19 protein-coding genes are annotated in these 17507 nt (G+C 64.7%); 8 read left to right on the top strand and 11 right to left on the bottom strand.

The genetic code is table 11. From position 1 onward, the window contains the following. The first annotated feature begins 26 nt into the window (after nt 1-26). Complete coding sequence (locus ACK41U_RS17060) at nt 27-614, top strand: LolA family protein (protein ID WP_409682747.1); 588 nt, start codon at nt 27-29, stop codon at nt 612-614. An 88-nt stretch (nt 615-702) separates the two neighbouring features. Further along, the gene (locus ACK41U_RS17055; protein ID WP_409682741.1) at nt 703-1950 is read left to right on the top strand and encodes an MFS transporter; all 1248 of its coding nucleotides are present in this window, start codon (nt 703-705) and stop codon (nt 1948-1950) included. 14 nt (nt 1951-1964) lie between these two features. Here the strand turns inward: ACK41U_RS17055 and ACK41U_RS17050 are convergent, their stop codons facing one another. Then, on the bottom strand, nt 1965-3833 hold the full coding sequence (locus tag ACK41U_RS17050; RefSeq protein WP_409682738.1) for a glycosyl transferase: 1869 nt from the start codon (nt 3831-3833) through the stop codon (nt 1965-1967). A 3-nt stretch (nt 3834-3836) separates the two neighbouring features. Further along, a complete protein-coding gene (locus ACK41U_RS17045; protein ID WP_409682735.1) occupies nt 3837-4952 on the bottom strand; it encodes a hypothetical protein in 1116 nt (371 codons plus the stop codon). A gap of 274 nt (nt 4953-5226) precedes the next feature. Between ACK41U_RS17045 and ACK41U_RS17040 the strand changes: the two genes are divergently transcribed. From ACK41U_RS17040 to ACK41U_RS17025, 4 genes are read left to right on the top strand one after another with little or no spacing between them, the layout of a single operon-like run. Further along, complete coding sequence (locus ACK41U_RS17040; protein WP_409682732.1) at nt 5227-6372, top strand: UDP-galactopyranose mutase; 1146 nt, start codon at nt 5227-5229, stop codon at nt 6370-6372. 43 nt (nt 6373-6415) lie between these two features. Next, nucleotides 6416-6958, top strand: a complete 543-nt coding sequence (locus tag ACK41U_RS17035) for a hypothetical protein (protein WP_409682729.1) — start codon at nt 6416-6418, stop codon at nt 6956-6958. Beyond that, a complete protein-coding gene (locus ACK41U_RS17030; RefSeq protein WP_409682726.1) occupies nt 6955-7977 on the top strand; it encodes a glycosyltransferase family 2 protein in 1023 nt (340 codons plus the stop codon). Before ACK41U_RS17035 ends, ACK41U_RS17030 begins: the two co-directional genes overlap by 4 nt. A gap of 1 nt (nt 7978) precedes the next feature. Next, nucleotides 7979-9109, top strand: a complete 1131-nt coding sequence (locus ACK41U_RS17025) for a glycosyltransferase family 2 protein (protein ID WP_409682723.1) — start codon at nt 7979-7981, stop codon at nt 9107-9109. Nucleotides 9110-9189: 80 nt separating this feature from the next. On the opposite strand, the gene ACK41U_RS17020 is transcribed toward ACK41U_RS17025, so the two are convergent. The 6 genes from ACK41U_RS17020 to ACK41U_RS16995 all read right to left on the bottom strand — a co-directional run bounded on the left by ACK41U_RS17020 (nt 9190) and on the right by ACK41U_RS16995 (nt 14154). Continuing rightward, nucleotides 9190-9786, bottom strand: a complete 597-nt coding sequence (locus ACK41U_RS17020; protein ID WP_409682720.1) for a hypothetical protein — start codon at nt 9784-9786, stop codon at nt 9190-9192. Then, complete coding sequence (locus tag ACK41U_RS17015) at nt 9783-10607, bottom strand: ABC transporter permease (protein ID WP_409682717.1); 825 nt, start codon at nt 10605-10607, stop codon at nt 9783-9785. The genes ACK41U_RS17020 and ACK41U_RS17015 overlap by 4 nt, the downstream gene beginning before the upstream one ends. Continuing rightward, on the bottom strand, nt 10604-11335 hold the full coding sequence (locus tag ACK41U_RS17010; RefSeq protein WP_409682714.1) for an ABC transporter ATP-binding protein: 732 nt from the start codon (nt 11333-11335) through the stop codon (nt 10604-10606). Before ACK41U_RS17010 ends, ACK41U_RS17015 begins: the two co-directional genes overlap by 4 nt. Then, nucleotides 11332-11706 (bottom strand): hypothetical protein, encoded by a 375-nt coding sequence (locus ACK41U_RS17005; protein WP_409682744.1) that lies wholly within the window; start codon nt 11704-11706, stop codon nt 11332-11334. The genes ACK41U_RS17010 and ACK41U_RS17005 overlap by 4 nt, the downstream gene beginning before the upstream one ends. A gap of 277 nt (nt 11707-11983) precedes the next feature. Beyond that, nucleotides 11984-12955 carry a YVTN family beta-propeller repeat protein gene (locus ACK41U_RS17000; RefSeq protein WP_409682711.1) on the bottom strand — a complete coding sequence of 324 codons (972 nt, stop codon included), beginning with the start codon at nt 12953-12955 and terminating at the stop codon, nt 11984-11986. An 11-nt stretch (nt 12956-12966) separates the two neighbouring features. Continuing rightward, nucleotides 12967-14154 (bottom strand): ABC transporter substrate-binding protein, encoded by a 1188-nt coding sequence (locus tag ACK41U_RS16995; protein WP_409682708.1) that lies wholly within the window; start codon nt 14152-14154, stop codon nt 12967-12969. Nucleotides 14155-14307: 153 nt separating this feature from the next. On the opposite strand from ACK41U_RS16995, the gene ACK41U_RS16990 reads away from it, so the two are divergent. Then, nucleotides 14308-14823, top strand: coding sequence for a DUF3280 domain-containing protein (locus ACK41U_RS16990; protein ID WP_409682705.1), 516 nt, complete (start codon nt 14308-14310; stop codon nt 14821-14823). A 5-nt stretch (nt 14824-14828) separates the two neighbouring features. After that, nucleotides 14829-15380 (top strand): SRPBCC family protein, encoded by a 552-nt coding sequence (locus ACK41U_RS16985; protein WP_409682702.1) that lies wholly within the window; start codon nt 14829-14831, stop codon nt 15378-15380. 9 nt (nt 15381-15389) lie between these two features. On the opposite strand, the gene ACK41U_RS16980 is transcribed toward ACK41U_RS16985, so the two are convergent. From ACK41U_RS16980 to ACK41U_RS16970, 3 genes are read right to left on the bottom strand one after another with little or no spacing between them, the layout of a single operon-like run. Continuing rightward, complete coding sequence (locus ACK41U_RS16980; RefSeq protein WP_409682699.1) at nt 15390-15938, bottom strand: PQQ-dependent catabolism-associated CXXCW motif protein; 549 nt, start codon at nt 15936-15938, stop codon at nt 15390-15392. Beyond that, nucleotides 15935-16756 (bottom strand): quinoprotein dehydrogenase-associated putative ABC transporter substrate-binding protein, encoded by an 822-nt coding sequence (locus tag ACK41U_RS16975; RefSeq protein WP_409682696.1) that lies wholly within the window; start codon nt 16754-16756, stop codon nt 15935-15937. Before ACK41U_RS16975 ends, ACK41U_RS16980 begins: the two co-directional genes overlap by 4 nt. A 4-nt stretch (nt 16757-16760) precedes the next feature. After that, on the bottom strand, nt 16761-17324 hold the full coding sequence (locus tag ACK41U_RS16970) for a c-type cytochrome, methanol metabolism-related (RefSeq protein ID WP_409682693.1): 564 nt from the start codon (nt 17322-17324) through the stop codon (nt 16761-16763). Between the last annotated feature and the right edge of the window lie 183 nt (nt 17325-17507).

The following is a 17507-nucleotide window of genomic DNA, read 5'->3' as shown; positions in this document are numbered from 1 at the left end:
TTCCAAAGAAGGATAAGAATGGCGCCATGAACATCAGATCACTCGCTCTTGCGCCCGTCCTCGCCCTCGCCATGGCCTTTCCGGCACTGGCCGAGAGAATTTCCCTCAACGAGATTTCGCGGTATCTCAACAGCCTGACCACCGTGACGTCCGAGTTTACGCAGGTGAACCCGGATGGCACCATCTCGACCGGGACGGTCTATATCCAGCGTCCGGGCCGGGTGCGGTTCGAGTATAACAACGACCGCACGCTGGTGCTGGCATCGGGCGGCAACGTCGCGATCTTTGACGGCAAGTCGAACAGCGGGCCGCAGCAATACCCGCTGTCGCAGACGCCGCTGTCGATCATTCTGGACGCCAATATCAACCTGTCGCGCCCCGGCATGGTGACCGGGCACAGCGAACAGAACAACGCCACCGTCGTCACCGCGCAGGACCCGCAGCGACCGCAGAACGGCAATATCCAGATGGTGTTCTCGGCGCCGACCGAGTTGCGCCAATGGATTGTCACCGATGACAGCGGCCAGAAAACCACCGTCATTCTGGGTGAGATGCGCAAGGGTGGCTCGATCCCGGCCTCGCGCTTCTCGATTCAGTCGGCGCTGGGGCAATAGGGCGCGATTGCACCGACACAATCGCGTGATTGACCGGACGCGCGCGGCGCGGCAAGGCTGAGGCTCCGACACTGACGGAGCCTTGGTCATGTCCGCAAATGCACGCCTGTTCACCCCCATCCTGATCGGCGGATCGCTGATCCTGCTGATCAACTTTGCCCTGCGCGCCAGTTTCGGGGTGTTCCAGATCCCCATTGCCGAGGATTTCGGCTGGCCACGGGCCGAGTTCTCGCTGGCCATCGCGATCCAGAACCTGGCCTGGGGCGTCGGGCAGCCCATCTTCGGCGCGCTGGCCGAGCGGTGGGGCGACCGTTGGGCGATCGTTCTGGGCGCGTTTCTGTATAGCGCCGGGCTGATCCTGACCGCCTTTGCCACCACGCCCGCCGGTGTCCAGCTGCTGGAGATCATGGTGGGCTTTGGCATCGCGGGCACCGGGTTCGGCGTCATTCTGGCCGTGGTGGGCCGCGCGGCCAGCGACGAGAACCGCAGCCTCGCGCTGGGGATCGCCACCGCAGCCGGGTCAGCCGGGCAGGTCTTTGGCGCACCGCTGGCCGAGGTTTTGCTGGCCTTCTATGCGTGGCAGTCGGTGTTCATCATCTTTGGGGTGATCGTGCTGGGCACGCTGGCCTTTCTGCCGATGCTGGGGTCGGGCCGCCCGGCCAGCCCGGCCATGCTGGAAAGCAGCATGGGGCAGGTCGTGGGGCGGGCCTTCCGCGATCCGTCATTCCTGATGATCTTTGCGGGGTTCTTTTCCTGCGGCTATCAGCTGGGCTTCATCACCGCGCATTTCCCCGCCATGATCACCGAGATGTGCGGCCCCATCGACCCTGCGGGCATGCTGGCGGGGCTGGGGATCACCACCACCTCGGCGCTTGGCGCTGTGGCCATCTCGCTGATCGGGCTGGCCAATATCGCGGGGGCGATTCTGGCGGGCTGGCTGGGCAAGCGCTATACGCGCAAATATCTGCTGGCGGGGATCTATACGCTGCGCACCATCACCGCCGCGGCCTTTATCCTGACGCCGATCACCCCCGCGACCGTCATCGTCTTTTCGCTGGTCATGGGGGCGCTGTGGCTGGCCACGGTGCCGCTGACCTCGGGGCTGGTCGCCTATATCTACGGGCTGCGCTATATGGGCACGCTGTATGGCTTCGTGTTCCTGTCCCACCAGATCGGCTCGTTTCTGGGCGTCTGGCTGGGCGGCTGGCTGTACGATGTGTCGGGCGACTATCTGCTGGTCTGGTGGATCGGGGTCGGCGTGGGTGCCTTCAGCGCGCTGATCCACCTGCCGGTGCGCGAAGAGCCGCTGCGGATGCCCGCCCCCGCCGCGGCCTGAGCCTGTCTGAACCGTCAGGCGTGACGGTTCAGAGGCGCGGCTTCGTCCAGGGGAACCTCTGCCGGGGCGTCCAGACCAAGGCGGCGGGTCCAGAAGGCATCGCTGGCCAGACGCTGATAGCCCGTGCGCCAGTCGTCGCGGATCTTGTCATGGCCGCGCCACAACCGCCACATGTTGCGCGCCATCCGCCAGACCTGCCGCGCGGCCTTGCGCTTGGAATGGTGCACCGTGAACGTGTTCCCGGCGCCGTCCAGATAGGTGACATGCGCAGCGGCCCATGTGTGATGGACCTGACCGCGCCGGCCGGCGGGCAGCACCCGATGGTTGCCGATCCGGCGCCAGAAGGGGATGAGATGCCCGTTCAGCGTCAGCTTCATCAGCGTCCGCACCAACAGCCGGTCCGGGTTCAGGCGCACCCGGTCGACCGGCGCGGGGCCTTCCAGCGGGCGAAACGCCTCGTCCTGTCGCAGGTTCGCCAGATCGGCGCGGCGCGCGACCATATCAGCGTTTTCCTCGAAAAAGGCGGGGCCGCGGATCACGTCTTCCATCGCAAGGTTCAGAGCCGCCATCGTCTCGTAATGGCACTGCAGCAGGCCGCGACCGAAAAAGCGGAACGGGATCAGGATCAGCCGCAGCGGCGACACCGCGATCTGGGGAATGGCCAGATGGTTCGCCATATGGCTGCGCAGATCCAGATAGAGCGTGTTGAGCGATTCCTTGTCGGCGAAATTCGCGTCCTGAAACGACACCACACCGGGCAGCGTCGTGATGCTGAAATCGTTGGCGATGGAAAAGCCGACATCATCGCCGCGCACGAAATAGGGGAAGGGGCGGAACCGCGCAGCCGCGATGGGAAAGGCAAAATACCACCAGCCGCCGTAATAGTTCTGCGGCTTGGGTCCGGTCGAGGCGAACTCCATCAGCGCCACCTCGGTGAACTCGCGCAGGTCGGTGCCAATGCTTTCGGGGCGGCAGCTGACATGAAAACGGGCGCCGTTCTCCCAGATCGTGTGCTTGAACTGGGCATTGGTCAGCGCGCCTGCAACGGCGGCGTTCTCGCGGTGGGCATAGGCCAGCCAGGCCCATGTGCGGTCCAGCGCCTGCATATGGACCGAGGCGTCGTCATCCATGAACAGCACATGGCTGGCGCCGCGACGTTGGGCCTCGATCAGGCCGCGTGCAAAGCCCCCTGCACCGCCCAGATTCTCGTTGGGGATCGGGGTCACATGATCGCTGGCGGCGATTGCGGCGCTGTGGCCGTTGTCGACAACCTGCAGATGCAGGAAGGGCGCCAGCGGGCTGGTGCGGATGTAATCCTCGAACCGGCGCACGCTGGTCTGCACGGCCTCTTCGCGGCGGAAGGTGGTGATCGACAACGCAATCTGCGGCTGGCGGCGCGGCGCCTGACGGGTCATCCAGCCGAAATCCGACAGATGCCCCTCGCCAAAGCTGCGCAGCGAAAAGACCAGCAAACCGCCAAGGCCGCGCCCGATTACGGCGCCCAGATCCACGACCAGCGGCTGATCGGGCGCGATGTCCACAATCTCGTTATAGATGCGCTCGCGCGAGCGGTGCGGCGCGACCTGCGAGACCGACAACTCGAACCGGCCCATGCCTGTCAGCGACAGCGACAGGTCCTTCAGTCCGGCGCCGTGCTGCCACTTGCCCAGATTGAACAGGTTGAACGCAGTGTCGAACGCGGCCTGCCCGCCCGTGCCGAACAGGATCTGACGGCTGGCAGCGCTGAAACCGGCGGCGCCCGCCAGGCGGAAATACACCTTCGGCTCGGTCGAGATCCCCGGCTCGGGCCACAGCATCCCCTGCAGCAGATGAAGACCGGCAGACGGGGACACGACGGCGTCAGGCGGGGTCGGCGAATGCACGGATCAGACCTCGATGGGCTTATAGGTGGTGCGCAGATGCGCGATGAACTCGTGCAGGCGCGAGGACAGCCCCGCCATGGCTTCGCCGTGAAGCTGCTCCAGCGCGAGGCGCGTGGCTTCGGATTGCGTGACCGGGCGGCAGACCAGCACATCGTCGATGTCGGGGAAGAATGCCTCTTTCCCGGACACGACCGAAAGCCAGGCGTGGACAGGCAGAAACGCCGCGTGCAGGTCGGCCCGGGCACGGGCGCCGAAGAACTCGACCTCTTTCGGGGCGGGCAGGTCCAGCCGGGCATCGACCTTGAGCAGGAACTGCACCAGCGCATGGGCGTCAGGACGGGCCAGCGTGTGGTTGGCCAGCCGCGCAATCTCGACCAGGGCCGGGTGAAGGCTTTTGTTGGCGCGCTTGGCGGGGACCAGATCGGTCGGAAAGCTGATCCCGGAACGGGCCATGTAATCGGCCTCGGACCCGCCGGATGCCAGGATGTCGCTGTAATTGCGCAACACCTTATGCTTGCCCGGCACGCGGATCAGCCAGTCCTCGACCGCAAGCCGGAAATCCATATGGATCGTGTGCTCGTACTGACGCCATGCGTCACCTGTCAGCGCATCGACCTTTTCACAGACCTTGATCCGCTGATTGTGCCATGACGCCAGATATTCGTCGGGACGACGCAGCGCGGTATAGACGCTGAAATCGGCCTTTGGGAAAATCTCGGTCACCATATCGACCAGCTCGGGCTTGACCGCTCCGAAATTGGCGAAAGCTTCGGAACACAGCACCACGGAATTCGGCTTGAACTCGGCCACCTGCATCGTGATGGCACGGATCATCTGCCCCAGATCGGGAAGCGATGCGAACTGCGGCGGCACCACAAAATCGGTGGCGTCATTCATCAGTTTATAGGCCAGCGCGCTGTGCGGCTCGCGGATATTGACCGGCAGCACGCCGCTGCGGTCGCCCTTCAGCATCCGGGCCGCGACCGAGGCCGCGCCCTGCGCCTCGGTATAGGGATAGAGGATGCCGTGGCGGATCAGCCGGACGACATTCTGGGACAGAAAGATCTGAAGCGAAGTGGACCCGACCTTGTGGTGGCCGGTATAAAGGCTGACATGCATTCCTGACGGCTCGCGACGTTATTTCTCGTGGCGCATTCATCTGTGCGGCTCAGGTGCCACTACAGGGGGGGGGCCTTGCTCGCAACCCTTCCGCTGGTTGTGCGGCGGAAATGGGCGGCCAGCGTGCCCATGGCACCATGGCGACCGGCGGAATGCCCGCAAATTCGGCGCCCGTTCCCGCGCTTGCCCTTGCCGGGGACCCATCAGGGGCGGTATTGCCTGACAGGCCCGGATTGCCGGGCCGGGAATGTGCGGAACAGGCGAGGCGTTATCTATGCGGTTTCTTTTGGTGGGCGCGGGCCTGTCCGGCGCGGTAATCGGGCGCCAGCTGGCCGAGGCCGGGCACGACTGCCGCATCATCGACGCGCGCGATCATGTGGCGGGCAACTGCCACACCGCCCGCGACGCGGCGACCGGCGTGATGATGCACATCTACGGCCCGCATATCTTTCACACCGACGATCAGGGCGTGTGGGATTACGTCAACCGCTACACCACCTTCATGCCCTATCAGAACCGGGTGAAATCGACGACGCAGGGCGCGGTCTATTCGCTGCCCATCAACCTGCTGACGATCAACCAGTTCTTCGGCAAGACCATGCGCCCCGACGAGGCGCGCGACTTTATCGCGGATCAGGCCGACCTGACCATCACCGACCCGCAGAGTTTCGAGGAACAGGCCCTGCGTTTCGTGGGCCGCCCGCTGTATGAGGCGTTTTTCAAGGGCTATACCGAAAAGCAGTGGGGCTGCAGCCCGACCGAACTGCCCGCCTCGATCCTCAAGCGGCTGCCGGTGCGGTTCAACTATGACGACAACTATTTCTTCCACCGCTTTCAGGGCATGCCGCGCGACGGCTATACCCCGATGATCGAGGCGATTCTGGATCACCCGCGCATTACCGTGGAACTGAACACGCCCTATGACCCTGCGATGGCCGGTGAGGCCGATCACGTCTTCTGGTCCGGGCCGCTGGACGGGTATTTCGACTATAGCCTGGGACGGCTTGGCTATCGCACGCTGGATTTCGAGCGGTTCGATTATCAGGGCGACTATCAGGGCTGCGCGGTGATGAACTACGGCGACCGCGAGGTGCCCCATACCCGCATCACCGAACACAAGCATTTCAGCCCGTGGGAAAACCACAAGGGCAGCGTCTGCTACCGCGAATTCAGCCGCGCGGCCGAGCCAGGCGACATCCCATATTATCCGATCCGGCTGGTCGACGAAAAAGCACTGCTGGACGACTATATCACGCTGGCGGAACGCACGCCGGGCGTGACATTCGTGGGCCGGCTTGGCACCTATCGCTATCTGGACATGGACGTGACCATCCGCGAGGCGCTGACCACCGCCGACACCTTCCTGACCTGCATGACCGAGGGGCGCGCGGTGCCCTCGTTCATCACCTCTCCGCGCTGAGCATCGCCGACATCCCGGCCCCCGTATCGAGGACACGAGTTACATGACCAACAACATCCTGACCGGACCCGACGCGCAGGCCCGCTTTGTGCTGCAGACGCTGCGCGCGCAGGACAATTCCGGCACCATCGGCCCCGGCGACAACCCGTTGGGCGAAAGCGCCTTTCTGTCGCTCGACCCGGAAGCGGCGGTCAAGGGCCAGTTCCAGTCGGTCCCCGGTGAGATCATCTCACTGTCGATGCGGCCTGCGACCGGCCAGACACCGCGCTGGCAGGGCTATCACATCCCGCTCGGCCCGTTCGACATGAGCGATGCAGGGGTCTTCGGCGTGGTCGCACGCAGCACGGCACCCGCCTCGATCACCACGCGGATCTGCCTGCGCTCTGGGCGTGACGGACAGTTCACCGACAAATTCCTGCCCAAGACGATGGTGTCATTCTCTCAGAGCAGCACGCATCTGGACCTGCTGGACCTGTCAACGGTGCCGGACGTGCCGCGTCAGGCCGACTGGCGCGACCTGATCCTGTTCTTCCGGCCCGGCCCGGTCGAGATCACCCTGCAGGATCTGCGCCTGTTCCTGGTATGATCCGTCCCGGCACCGATCAGAGCCTTGCGGTCGTCATTCCGGTCTGGAACCTGCCGGACGATCTGACAACGCTGCTGGCCCAGATCCGGGCTCTGGCGGTGTTTGACGAGGTGATCGTCGCCGATGATGCTTCGGTCCCGCCCTGCGATCCGCGCGGCGCGGACTGGCCCACCAGCGGCCGGGGCAGGCTGATCTATCTGCGCAGTGACCAGCAGCGGGGCGCCGGGCATGCGCGCAATCTGGGTCTGTCGCAGGTCACCGCCTCGAATGTGATCTTTTTCGACGCGGACGATCATTTCCGGCCTGATTTCGCGGCGATCTGGCGGCGTCATGCGGCCGGTATCCCGCTGGACGACACTGACACCGACGAGATGGGCGCCATGCTGCCCCCCGACTTTACGATTTTCCGACATGTCGACAGCCGGGTGGAAACGGGCGACGGCTCTTTTCCCACAGAAGAAGCGATCTGGACGCGCATTCTGGGCGACCGGCACGAAGCGGTTCTGACCGCCCGCCAAAGGACCGAGATGTCCAATATCAGCGCCTATCCCTGGAACAAGATCTATCGCACCGACTTTCTGCGCAGCTCTGGTCTGCACTGTTCGGAAACGCCGGTCCATAACGACCTGAAGCTGCACTGGCTCAGCTTTGCGCGGGCAAGCCGGGTTCTGGCCGTGCCCGATCTGGGTGCGGTGCATATCGTGGGCGATCGCGATCACCACCTGACCCAGCGCAGCGGCACCGACCGGTTCTGCGTCTTCGATGTGATCGCAGATGTGCGCGAGCAGTTGCGCGGGCTGGGCCGCGGGAGCGTGATGATACGCGAGTTCATCCATTTCAGCGAAAAGCTGCTGCGCTGGAACCTCGAACGGATCGAGCCCGCGCTGAGGCCACGATTCCTTGCGCGCAGCCGCGCCTGCCTGCTGGGCTTTGCCCCCGACGAGTTCACGTTGTTCGCGCAAGCCTATCCCGATCAGGCTGCCCGGACTGTCGATTTCCTGATGAATGTGGAGGCCTGAGATGGCGATCAGCTTCATCGTGACCACCTATAATATCGCGCCCTATCTGCCGCAGTGCCTGAACAGTCTGGCCGAGGTCGCGCTGGACGGCGACCAGATCATCCTGATTGATGACGGCTCGACCGATGACAGCGCCGCGATCATTTCGCATTTCGCCGCCCGCCCGCCTGCGGGGGTCGATGTCAAACGGATCTTGCTGGGCACCAACACGATTGGCGGGGTTGGCATCGGCGCCAATATAGGACTGGCCGAGGCGACCCGCGAGACGGTCTTTTTCGTCGATGGCGACGACTGGATCGACGCCGACGGGTTCCGTCGCGCCCGTGCGCAATGGGTCACTGAGACCCACGACATCATGTTCACCAATTATCTGGAATTCGACGACACGGCTGGCAAGTCCAAACCGCCCGCAGATCAGGGCCGCTGGATATCATTGCGCCATGGCGCCGATCCGGTCACGCAGCGTCAGCAGGCACTGAGTTTTATCGCTGTGCCGTGGCGCAAGTTCTATCGCCGCGATTTCATCGAAGCCCACAACCTGCGCTTTCCCGAGGGCGATTTCTTTTTCGAGGACAATCCCTTTCATTGGGCGGTCTGTCTGCATGCGTCCCGGATCGGGTTTCTCGATATTGTCACCTGCCACCACCGCGTCAACCGCCCCGGTCAGACCATGGCCTCGACCGGCACCGAACTGACCGCGTTTTTCACCCATTTCCGCAGCATTCAGGCGATGCTGGCCAAGAATGACACAGACCTGCAGACGCAGGCCGCCCGCTGGTTGCTGAACAATATGAGCTGGCATCTGGCCCGCCTGAGCGCGACGGCACGCGCCCCCTATGCCAAGGCCGCCGCGCAGACGCTGATGCTGATCCCGGACGCGATCTGGCAGGGCAGTCTGGAGCGCGAGATGGGCGACCGGGCGGTCTATCATGCGGCTGACCGGCTGCGTGCGGGCGAGATCCGCGACGTGATCGCCGGGTGGGAACATGCCGAAGTGATGTCGCGCCTGTCCCGGCTGGAAGACCGGCTGAGACGGATCGAGAGCGGACAGGAACGGCTGGCGGGCGATGTCAGGGCGATGGCTGCGTCGGCAGCCTTTGCCGCGATCCATGGCGGCACGACCGACCGTTAGCGCATACCGCGCCGGGGGCGCTTCGCCCCCCGGACCCCCCGAGGATATTTCGACCAAGGCAAAGTCCGGGCGGCGGTCTGTCAGTCCAGGTGGCTCTGGATCACACGACCGAGGGCGAACAGGCGCTGTTCCAGGATAACCGGCGTCTCGCAGACATAGGTCAGCGACTGCTGGCGTTCGGTAAAGATGCGCATCTCCCAGTCGAGCGCGGTTTCTTCGGCGTCGATGGCATCGAAATCGGGGCTGTCGGCGGCCTCCAGTTCGGCCATGCGGGCGCGGTGACCTTCGATCCGGGCCGCCAGTGCGACCTGCGCGCTGCCATAGCGCGCGATGCCCGCAATCAGCGCGCTGCGGTCGCGTTCGACCTTGGAGAAGATGGCGGCCATCAGCGCGACAAGCTGATCGGCATCTGCACCGGCTGCGAAACTGGCGATGTCTGCTTCGGCCTCGGCCATGGGCAGGCGGCGCTGTTCCAGCCGCTCGGCCAGCAGGTTGATCTGACGGTCGCGGGCCAGTGCCTCGGTTGCCTCGTCGGGGACCGGGCCGGACCAGACCTGCGCCAGCGACAGATGCGGCTGCTTGCGCTGGATGCAGGGCCAGTCGGGATCGGTGCCAGCGGCGCCAAAGGCCGGACCAGCCAGCGCCAGCGCGGCCAAAAGGGCGGGAATGCGGATCATGCGGGGCCTTTCTTCCGGCGGGCCCAAAGGCCCTTTTGCGGATCATACATGAACACCGCCGCCCCGAAGAACCCCGCCAAACATCCTAGAACCACCGCAAAGGCGCCCCAGTTCATCTGCATGTAGAGCGCGAAGCGGATCAGTTCGACCGCATGGGTGAACGGGTTGAAGCGGCAGATGTCATACAGCAGCGGGCTGCTTTCGCGCATCCGCCACAGCGGATAAAGCGCGGACGAGGCGAAGAACATCGGGAAGATCACGAAGTTCATCACCCCCGCGAAATTCTCCAGCTGCCGGATCGCGCTGCTGAGAAACAGCCCCATCGCGCCCAGCATCAGCCCCGACAGGATCAGCGCCGGAATGACGGCGACATAACCCCAGACCGGCGGACGTATGCCCCAGAACCATGCGATAGCAAGAAATGCACAGACCTGAATGATCGAGACGGCGACCCCTGCGATCAGCTTTGATCCCAGCAGAAACCAGCGCGGAAAGGGGCTGACCAGCAATGTGCGCATCGCCCCGGTTTCGCGGTCATAGACCATGGACAGCGACGACTGCATGCCGTTGAAAAGCTGGATCATCGCAACCAGACCGGGCGTCACATACACCTCGTACAGCACATAGGTCTGATAGGGCGCCATCATCGAGACGCCCAGAACCGTTCGAAAACCCGCCGCAAAGATGAACAGCCAGACCAATGGCCGGACCAGCGCCGCCAGAAACCGGCCGCGCTGATGGACAAAGCGCAACGTCTCGCGCCGGGTGATGCCGGCGAAGGCGATCAGCCAGCCGCTGATGCGTGCGGTGGGGTGAGTCATGCCGCCACCCCGGTCATGTTCAGAAAGGCATGGGTCAGCCCCTCGGTCCCGGCGATCCGGGCGGCCCTATCATGGCGCAGCACCCGGCCCTTGTGCAGGATCACCAGATCGTCCGAGGGCTCGATCTCGTCCATGATATGTGTGGCCCACAGGGCCGAAACCCCCTGCCCCGCGATCAGCCGCCGCGTCAGGGCCAGCACCTCGGCCCGCGACTTCACGTCCAGACCCACGGTCGCCTCGTCCAGCAGCAGCAGTTCGGGGCTGTGGATCAGGGCGCGCGCGATCTCGGACCGGCGGGACTGGCCGCCGGACAGGGCCGAGACGCGGGCATCCGCGCGGTCCGCCAGATCGACCTGTTCCAGCACCTGCGCGATGCGGCTGCGCGCCAGCCGCCCCGGCATCCCGTGCAGGCTGGCGTGATAGGACAGGTTCTGCCGGACGGTCAGGTCGGCATCCATCGCGCGGCTTTGAAACACCACGCCCAACCGGGCCAGCGCCTGTGACGGCTGACGCCGCAGGTCGTATCCGCCGACTGCGATCGTGCCCGAACGGTTGTTGTACAGCCGGGTGATCAGCGAGAACAGCGTGGTCTTGCCCGCACCGTTCACGCCCAGAAGTGCGGTAAAGCCGCCGCGCGGCACGGAGAGCGACACGTCATCCAGCGCCTGCGTGGCGCCGAAGCTGTGGCTGACATGCGCAATCTCCAGCGCGGCGGCCTGCTGGGTCATTGGATGTTGAACACCGCCTGCATGGTTTCACCGGTCGAGCCGGGGATCGACAGCGTGAACCGCCCCGGCAGGATGGCGATAAAGCTGATCCGCGCGGCCCCTGCGGCGTCAAACTCCATGCTGTGGACGCCCATGGGGCGGATCTCGATGTCGTTGATGACGATCTCGTTGATCCAGATGGCGCGGAAGAAATCGCCGCCCGACAGCGACAGTTCCTGGGTGCCATCGGCGTTGATCTCGATGCGGTAATAGCCGCCGGATTTCAGCGTGTATTCCCCACCCGCGACCGGCACGCCCGACGACAGCGTCAGCGGTGCCAGATCGGTGCGGTTTTCGCGGTTCATGATGCCGGGAAAGCCGTAATCGAACATGCCCTCGGCGCTGTAGGTGCCCTCATCCTCGCTGGCCTCTTCGCCATCATCGTCGTCGTCGTCATCATCATCGTCTGCCGCAGGATCGTTCGACTGGTCGGTCGCCTCGCCCGACTGGGTGCCGGGCATCGCCTCTTCGCCCGCCGCCGAATCGCCCGCCGGGGCGTCCTGTGCCGCCACCGGCCCCGCCAGAGGCGCCGTCAGGATCAGGCCGAGGGCCGCGCCGCTCATCAGTTTTGCCAGAATGTTCATGTGTTCCTCCTCAGGATTTGTCAGATTAGTTGGGCGCGACCACAACACCCCAGGGCTGCTGGCCGACCTGCACGGACCGGATCACCTCATCGCGCTCCACGTCGATGATCGACACGTCGTTCGAGTTGCCGTTGGTCGTGTAGAGGTATTTTTCGTCGGGGCTGAAGGCCAGTTGCCAGACCCGCTGACCGACCAGCAGATAGTCGATCACCTCGTCGGTCTGGGCATCCACCACCGCGACGCGGTTCGACGGCCCAAGCGCGACATACAGCTTCTTGCCGTCCGAGGTGACGCGGGCGCCGACCGGCTGGATCGCCTCGGGCAGCACGCCGGGGATCTCGAATTCGATCTTTTTCGTGATCTGATGCGTCTCGGGGTCGATCACGCTGACCGTGCCGCCGATTTCCGAGGTCACATACAGCTTGGTCCCGTCAGCCGTGAACTGGGCAAAGCGCGGGCGGCTGTCCACCAGCACGTTGGCCACGATCTCATAGGTCTCGGTGTCGATGAAATGCGCCATGTTCGTGGTTTCCGAGGTGTTGACCACAAAGCGGCCATCCGGGCTGACGCCCATGCCCTCGGGCTCGACGCCCACCGGGATCTCGGCCAGCACCTGCCGGGTTTTCACATCCACGACGGTCACGAGGTTGTCGTCCTCATTGGCGATGAACAGCGGATTGCCCGAAGGGTGCAGCACGAACAGCTCGGGATCGGGCCCCGAGGGCAGGGTGTGCAGCTCTTCCATCGTGTTGGGGTCAAAGACGCGCACCACATCGTCATCCGAGGCGCAGACATACAGCTCGGTTCCGTCGGGGCTGATGGTGATGCCGCGGGGGCGGTTGCCGGCGGGATAGGTGCCGATCACCTCCATCGTCTCGCCGTCCAGCACGGTGATGTCATTGCTGCGCTCGTTGCTGATAAAGACCCGGTTGGCGTCGGCGGGGGCTGCAAAGGCCATCAGGGCAAAGGCGGCAGTGGCGCTCATAAGGTTCTTCATCGTGATCCCTTTCAGAACTGGCATTGGGTTTCGGGGCGGTCGATGCCCAGAGTGTCGAGCTGGCTGGTCTGGTGGAGATACTGTTCCTGCGGACTGACCGTGGTGGTCAGAACGCCCGTCGTCAGCAGGACAGGCTGGCGGACCTGATGATCCCAGTCGCGCACGGTCAGGGCCTGACCCTTGAAGCCCGCCACGTCGAAATCATCCGACAGGATATAATCCTTCAGCACCGCCGGATCGCCCGACTGTGTGCGGGTCGCGGCCTCGCCAACGATGCGCAGCGCCAGCCAGGCCTGATAGTCATCCTCGCGGATCGGGCGGCTGGCCAGACGTTCAAAGCGGGTCTGGAACTGCGTACCGCCCCAGGCCTCCATCGCGGGGTGCCAGCTGCGCGGCACCAGACCGGCCGAGCCCGCGACCGGGCGCGGATCCCATGTCAGATAGGGCAGATAGGCGGCAAAGACATCGGCCTCGTCGGCAGTGATCACGATGTCGTGGTCGGCGGCGCGCTGGGTAAAGACCGGCATCTGCGCCTGCACCTGCACATGGCCGCTGTCGGTGCGCCGGGCGCCGCCGGTATCCTCGTATTCGCGCTCCTCGACGATCCGGGCGCCGAACTTGGCTGCCGAGGCGCGATAGGCGTCCGCCATGGCCTGATCCTGCGGGTGGCTGCCGTGGATCAGGAACCAGCGCGGCCAGTTCTTCCACATCAGGAACTGCGCCAGCGCGTCGGCCATCATCGCGCGGCTTGGTGCGGTGTGGATGGTGTTATAGCGGCAGTCGGCGCCGCGCAGGTTGTCGCCGCGCGCACGGGCGTTGAAGATCATCGCCCGATCGCCCGCCTGATCGGCCAGCGCCAGGGTGGTGGCGTCATCCGCCAGCACCACGACGAATTCGATCCCGTCATCCAGAATGGCCGACAGCTGATCAGCGGCGGTCTCGGGCGTGGCCGTCACTTCGACCGCGTCGAAATCCTGCCCCATGAAGCGGCCGGTGGTGTCGTTATCCTCGATCGCCAGCCGGGCACCGGCAAAGCCCAGATCCTCGGGCGGCAGGTCCAGCCGGGAAATCGGCAGCATGGCTTGCGCATCCACCCGGATGACGGCGGAACGGATCTGCACCGGATCGGGCTGTTGAGCACTCGCGGGCAGCGCCAGCAGGCAGACGCCTGCCAGTAAATGGCACAGTTTCGATGTCATGTGTCTCTCTCCCTGACCCATGTTGGGCAGTGATTCAGTCATGCGTAAAGCCGGTTTTTGTTCCCATCTTGTTCGGGAACTTTTGGCTAATCCCTTTGTGCTAGACCCTTTGTCGGATAGACGGCCCGCCCGCGCGGACGCATGTTTTCAGCCATGACACGACGCCCCTCATTCCTCGTTCTGGCCGCAGCCCTTGCACTGGCATGGGCCACGCCCGTTCTGGCCGAGGGGCCGCCACCGCCGGGGCGGGCCGCGTGGTTCGGCATCCATTTCATCGACACCTCGACCGAGGGCGCAATCAACGGCCCGCGGGCGGATGAGACCGCGCGGATCGCGATGATCGAGGATTACATTGCCGCAGCCCTGACCGAACGCGGGTTCGATCTGACCGAACCCGACCCGCAGGCCGTGGCCCGGATCAGGAACCCGGTGCAATCCAACCGCGCCGATACACGGATCGCGAATGAGATGGGCATGGACTATGCCATCGCGGGCGAGGTGCAGAAGGTGTCGAACCTGATCCAGTCGGTAAATCTGTATATCCGCGACGCTGACACCGGACAGACCCTGCGCAGCGGCGCGGTCGAGATCCGGGGCAATACCGATGACGCGTTTCAGCGCGGCTACAGCTATCTGCTGCGAAACATCATCTTCCGGGAGGAAAAGTGAACATGATGAGACAGGCATTTGCCATCGCGCTTGGGGCAACGATGGCGCTGGCCGCTGTGGCCGAGGCTCATGGCCCCCCACGCCTGAAAACCGAGATGTCGGTGACGTTGGACGCCACCCCCGCCGAGGTCTGGGAGGTCGTGGGCCGGTTCGACGACATGAGCTGGCATCCCGCCGTGGCCGCCACGCAGATGCAGCCCGAGGGCGCGCCTGCCGATGTGCCCGAGGAATCCACCCGCGTGCTGATGCTGGCGGGCGACGCAGGTGCCACGATCACCGAGATGCTGACCGGGCTGGACCAGGACAAGCGGCTGCTGCGCTACATCATCACCGAGGTCGATGTCGCGGTTCTGCCGGTGTCGAATTACGCGTCCAACCTGCAGGTCAAGGATGCCGACGGCAAGGCCGAACTGATCTGGCGCGCCGGATATTACCGGGGCTTTCCGAACAACGATCCGCCCGCGGATCAGAACGACGATGCCGCGACCGCTGCGGTCGAGGGCATCTATCAGGCCGGGATTGATGCTTTGGCCGAACGCTTCGGGCGGGTCGAGTAAACCCGTCTGCTAAGGTGCGTATGGCGGGATGGTCACCAGATCGGGACCACCCGCCTCTTGCCAACCCTCGATGCCCTCGGGAAACCAGATGACCGCGCGGTGACCCCATTCGACCGCGCGACGGGCCGCGTTCCAGCTCATCCAGCATTCGGCGCGGCAGAAAAACACCAGCGCCGCATCGGGATCGCCACCGCTGGCCTGCGCCAGACCCGCGCGCAGCCGGGCCTCTTCCTCCGGGGCAAGGCGCTGATAGCCGGTGTTCCACAGCCACAGCGCGCCGGGAATCGACAGGTGCGGCGGTTCGCGCCAGACCGTGTCCGGGGGCAGCCCTTCGGGGCGGGCAGCCCGTGGCAGGATGTCCAGAAACACGGCCTCGCCGCTGGCATGCATCGCAATCGCTTTGGCGGCGCCGATCACCTCGGCGCCGCGCAGCGTTTCGGGGACCGGCGCGCGATAGGGTTCACCGCGATAGTCCTCCGGTTCGGGAACAGGCTGCGCCAGTGCCGCGCCCGCGCCCCAAAGCAGGGTCAGGACCAGCGCGGCACGGCGGCGGATCATGGCAGCATCTCTTTGCCGTAGTCATCGACCAGAGGCACGCCCGCCTCACGCAGAATGGCGTGAATCTCGTCCTGATTGCGGCGGATCAGACTGTTCAGCTGCCGCTTCCACTCCTGTTCCTCCAGGCGCACCCCCATGGTGATGCGGTAGAACAGCCGGGGGCCGTTCTCTTCCAGCAGCAACGGGGTAAACTGCAGATCGGGATCATCCTTGACGCGCGGCCCGGCCAGCGGGCCCCACAGGACAGCCGCCCCCAGATCGCCGCTGCGCACACCCTCCAGCAAGACGCCCAGAGGGTCTTTGACGCGACGATCGACAAACAGCCCCTCGCCGCGCAGCCGTGCGGCATGGCCTGCCCGCGCCAGATGCGTGGCAGGCGGCGTGCCTGCCACCACGCCCAGATCATGCCCCTGCAGCGCGGGATCGGTCAGCCGGTCCACCTGCGCCAAGGATCCGTCGCGCCGGGTGATGATGCCATAGACCGAGGTGTAGTAATGGTTGGTGTTCTGCACCAACTCATCTCCCTGCGCATAGCCCATCACCACATCGCAGGTGCCCGCCCGCAGGGTGCGGGTGATGAACCCCATCCCCGACGGGAACCACGTATAGGTCACCGGCAGGTCAAGCTGGCCGCCGACAAACTCGGCCAGCCGGTTCTCGAACCCGCTGCCATCCTGCGCCGACATGGGCAGATTGGCCGGATCGGCGCAGACGCGGAGCTGGGTGCCGGACCTCAGATCCGCGACCTGCGCCGCCGCTGGCAGGACCGAGCCGAGGGCCAGCGCCACAGCCAGGGCAGTCGCATGGATGGGGACCATCGGATCAGCCCGCCATGCAGCTATCTTCCAGCTCGGCATATTCCTCGGGCTTATCGGCGCGTTGACCGGGCCGTCCGCGTGGAATCGTTTCGGTGCCATGAGCCACAAGATAGGTGTAGATGTCGTCGATATAGCACCAGACGTTCCTGTTGGTCGCAAAGGCCGGCATGACCGAGTTGCTGGATTGCCTGCCCGACGCCACAACCTGCATGAAGTCGTAGTAGTCCATCCGCAGAACCGAATCCTTCAGCGCGGGCGCATAGGTCGAGCCTTCGCCGTCAGGGCCGTGACACACATGGCATTCGGCGTGATAGCGGCGGAAGCCGTTGAAGGTGGCAAAATCGACGGTGCCGTCCTCTTCGACCATGAAGGTCGGAATGCCCTCATCATTGCGCCAGCGACCGTCCATCATCTCGACGGCGGTGATGTCATGGCCACTTGGCATGACGGTCTGGCCCTCGGCGACCTCAACGGCGTCGTCCTCGGTTTCGGCTTCAGATTGCGCAATTGCCGCAGTGGCGACAAAAGCGCCCAGAACCATCGCCGCAAGGCGGGTCGTGGCGTGCATGGATATCCTCCCAGATGTCAGCTGCCTGCTCTCCTCAGACAGAACCGCCCCAAGTCTAACCTTGGGGCGGCTCTTTCACAGATCAAGTTCGCGCGTGCGGAACCTAAGTATGATGCGGGGTTACCGCGATCAGCCCGGCAGCTCGAACACGGTCAGCTGACCGCCCAGTTCGGTATAGTCGCT

The organism is Paracoccus sp. (in: a-proteobacteria), from assembly GCF_046289755.1.
Classification (GTDB): Bacteria; Pseudomonadota; Alphaproteobacteria; order Rhodobacterales; family Rhodobacteraceae; genus Paracoccus.
The sequence above is the reverse complement of the archived record's forward strand: the minus strand, read 5'-3'. Positions and strand labels throughout refer to the sequence as shown.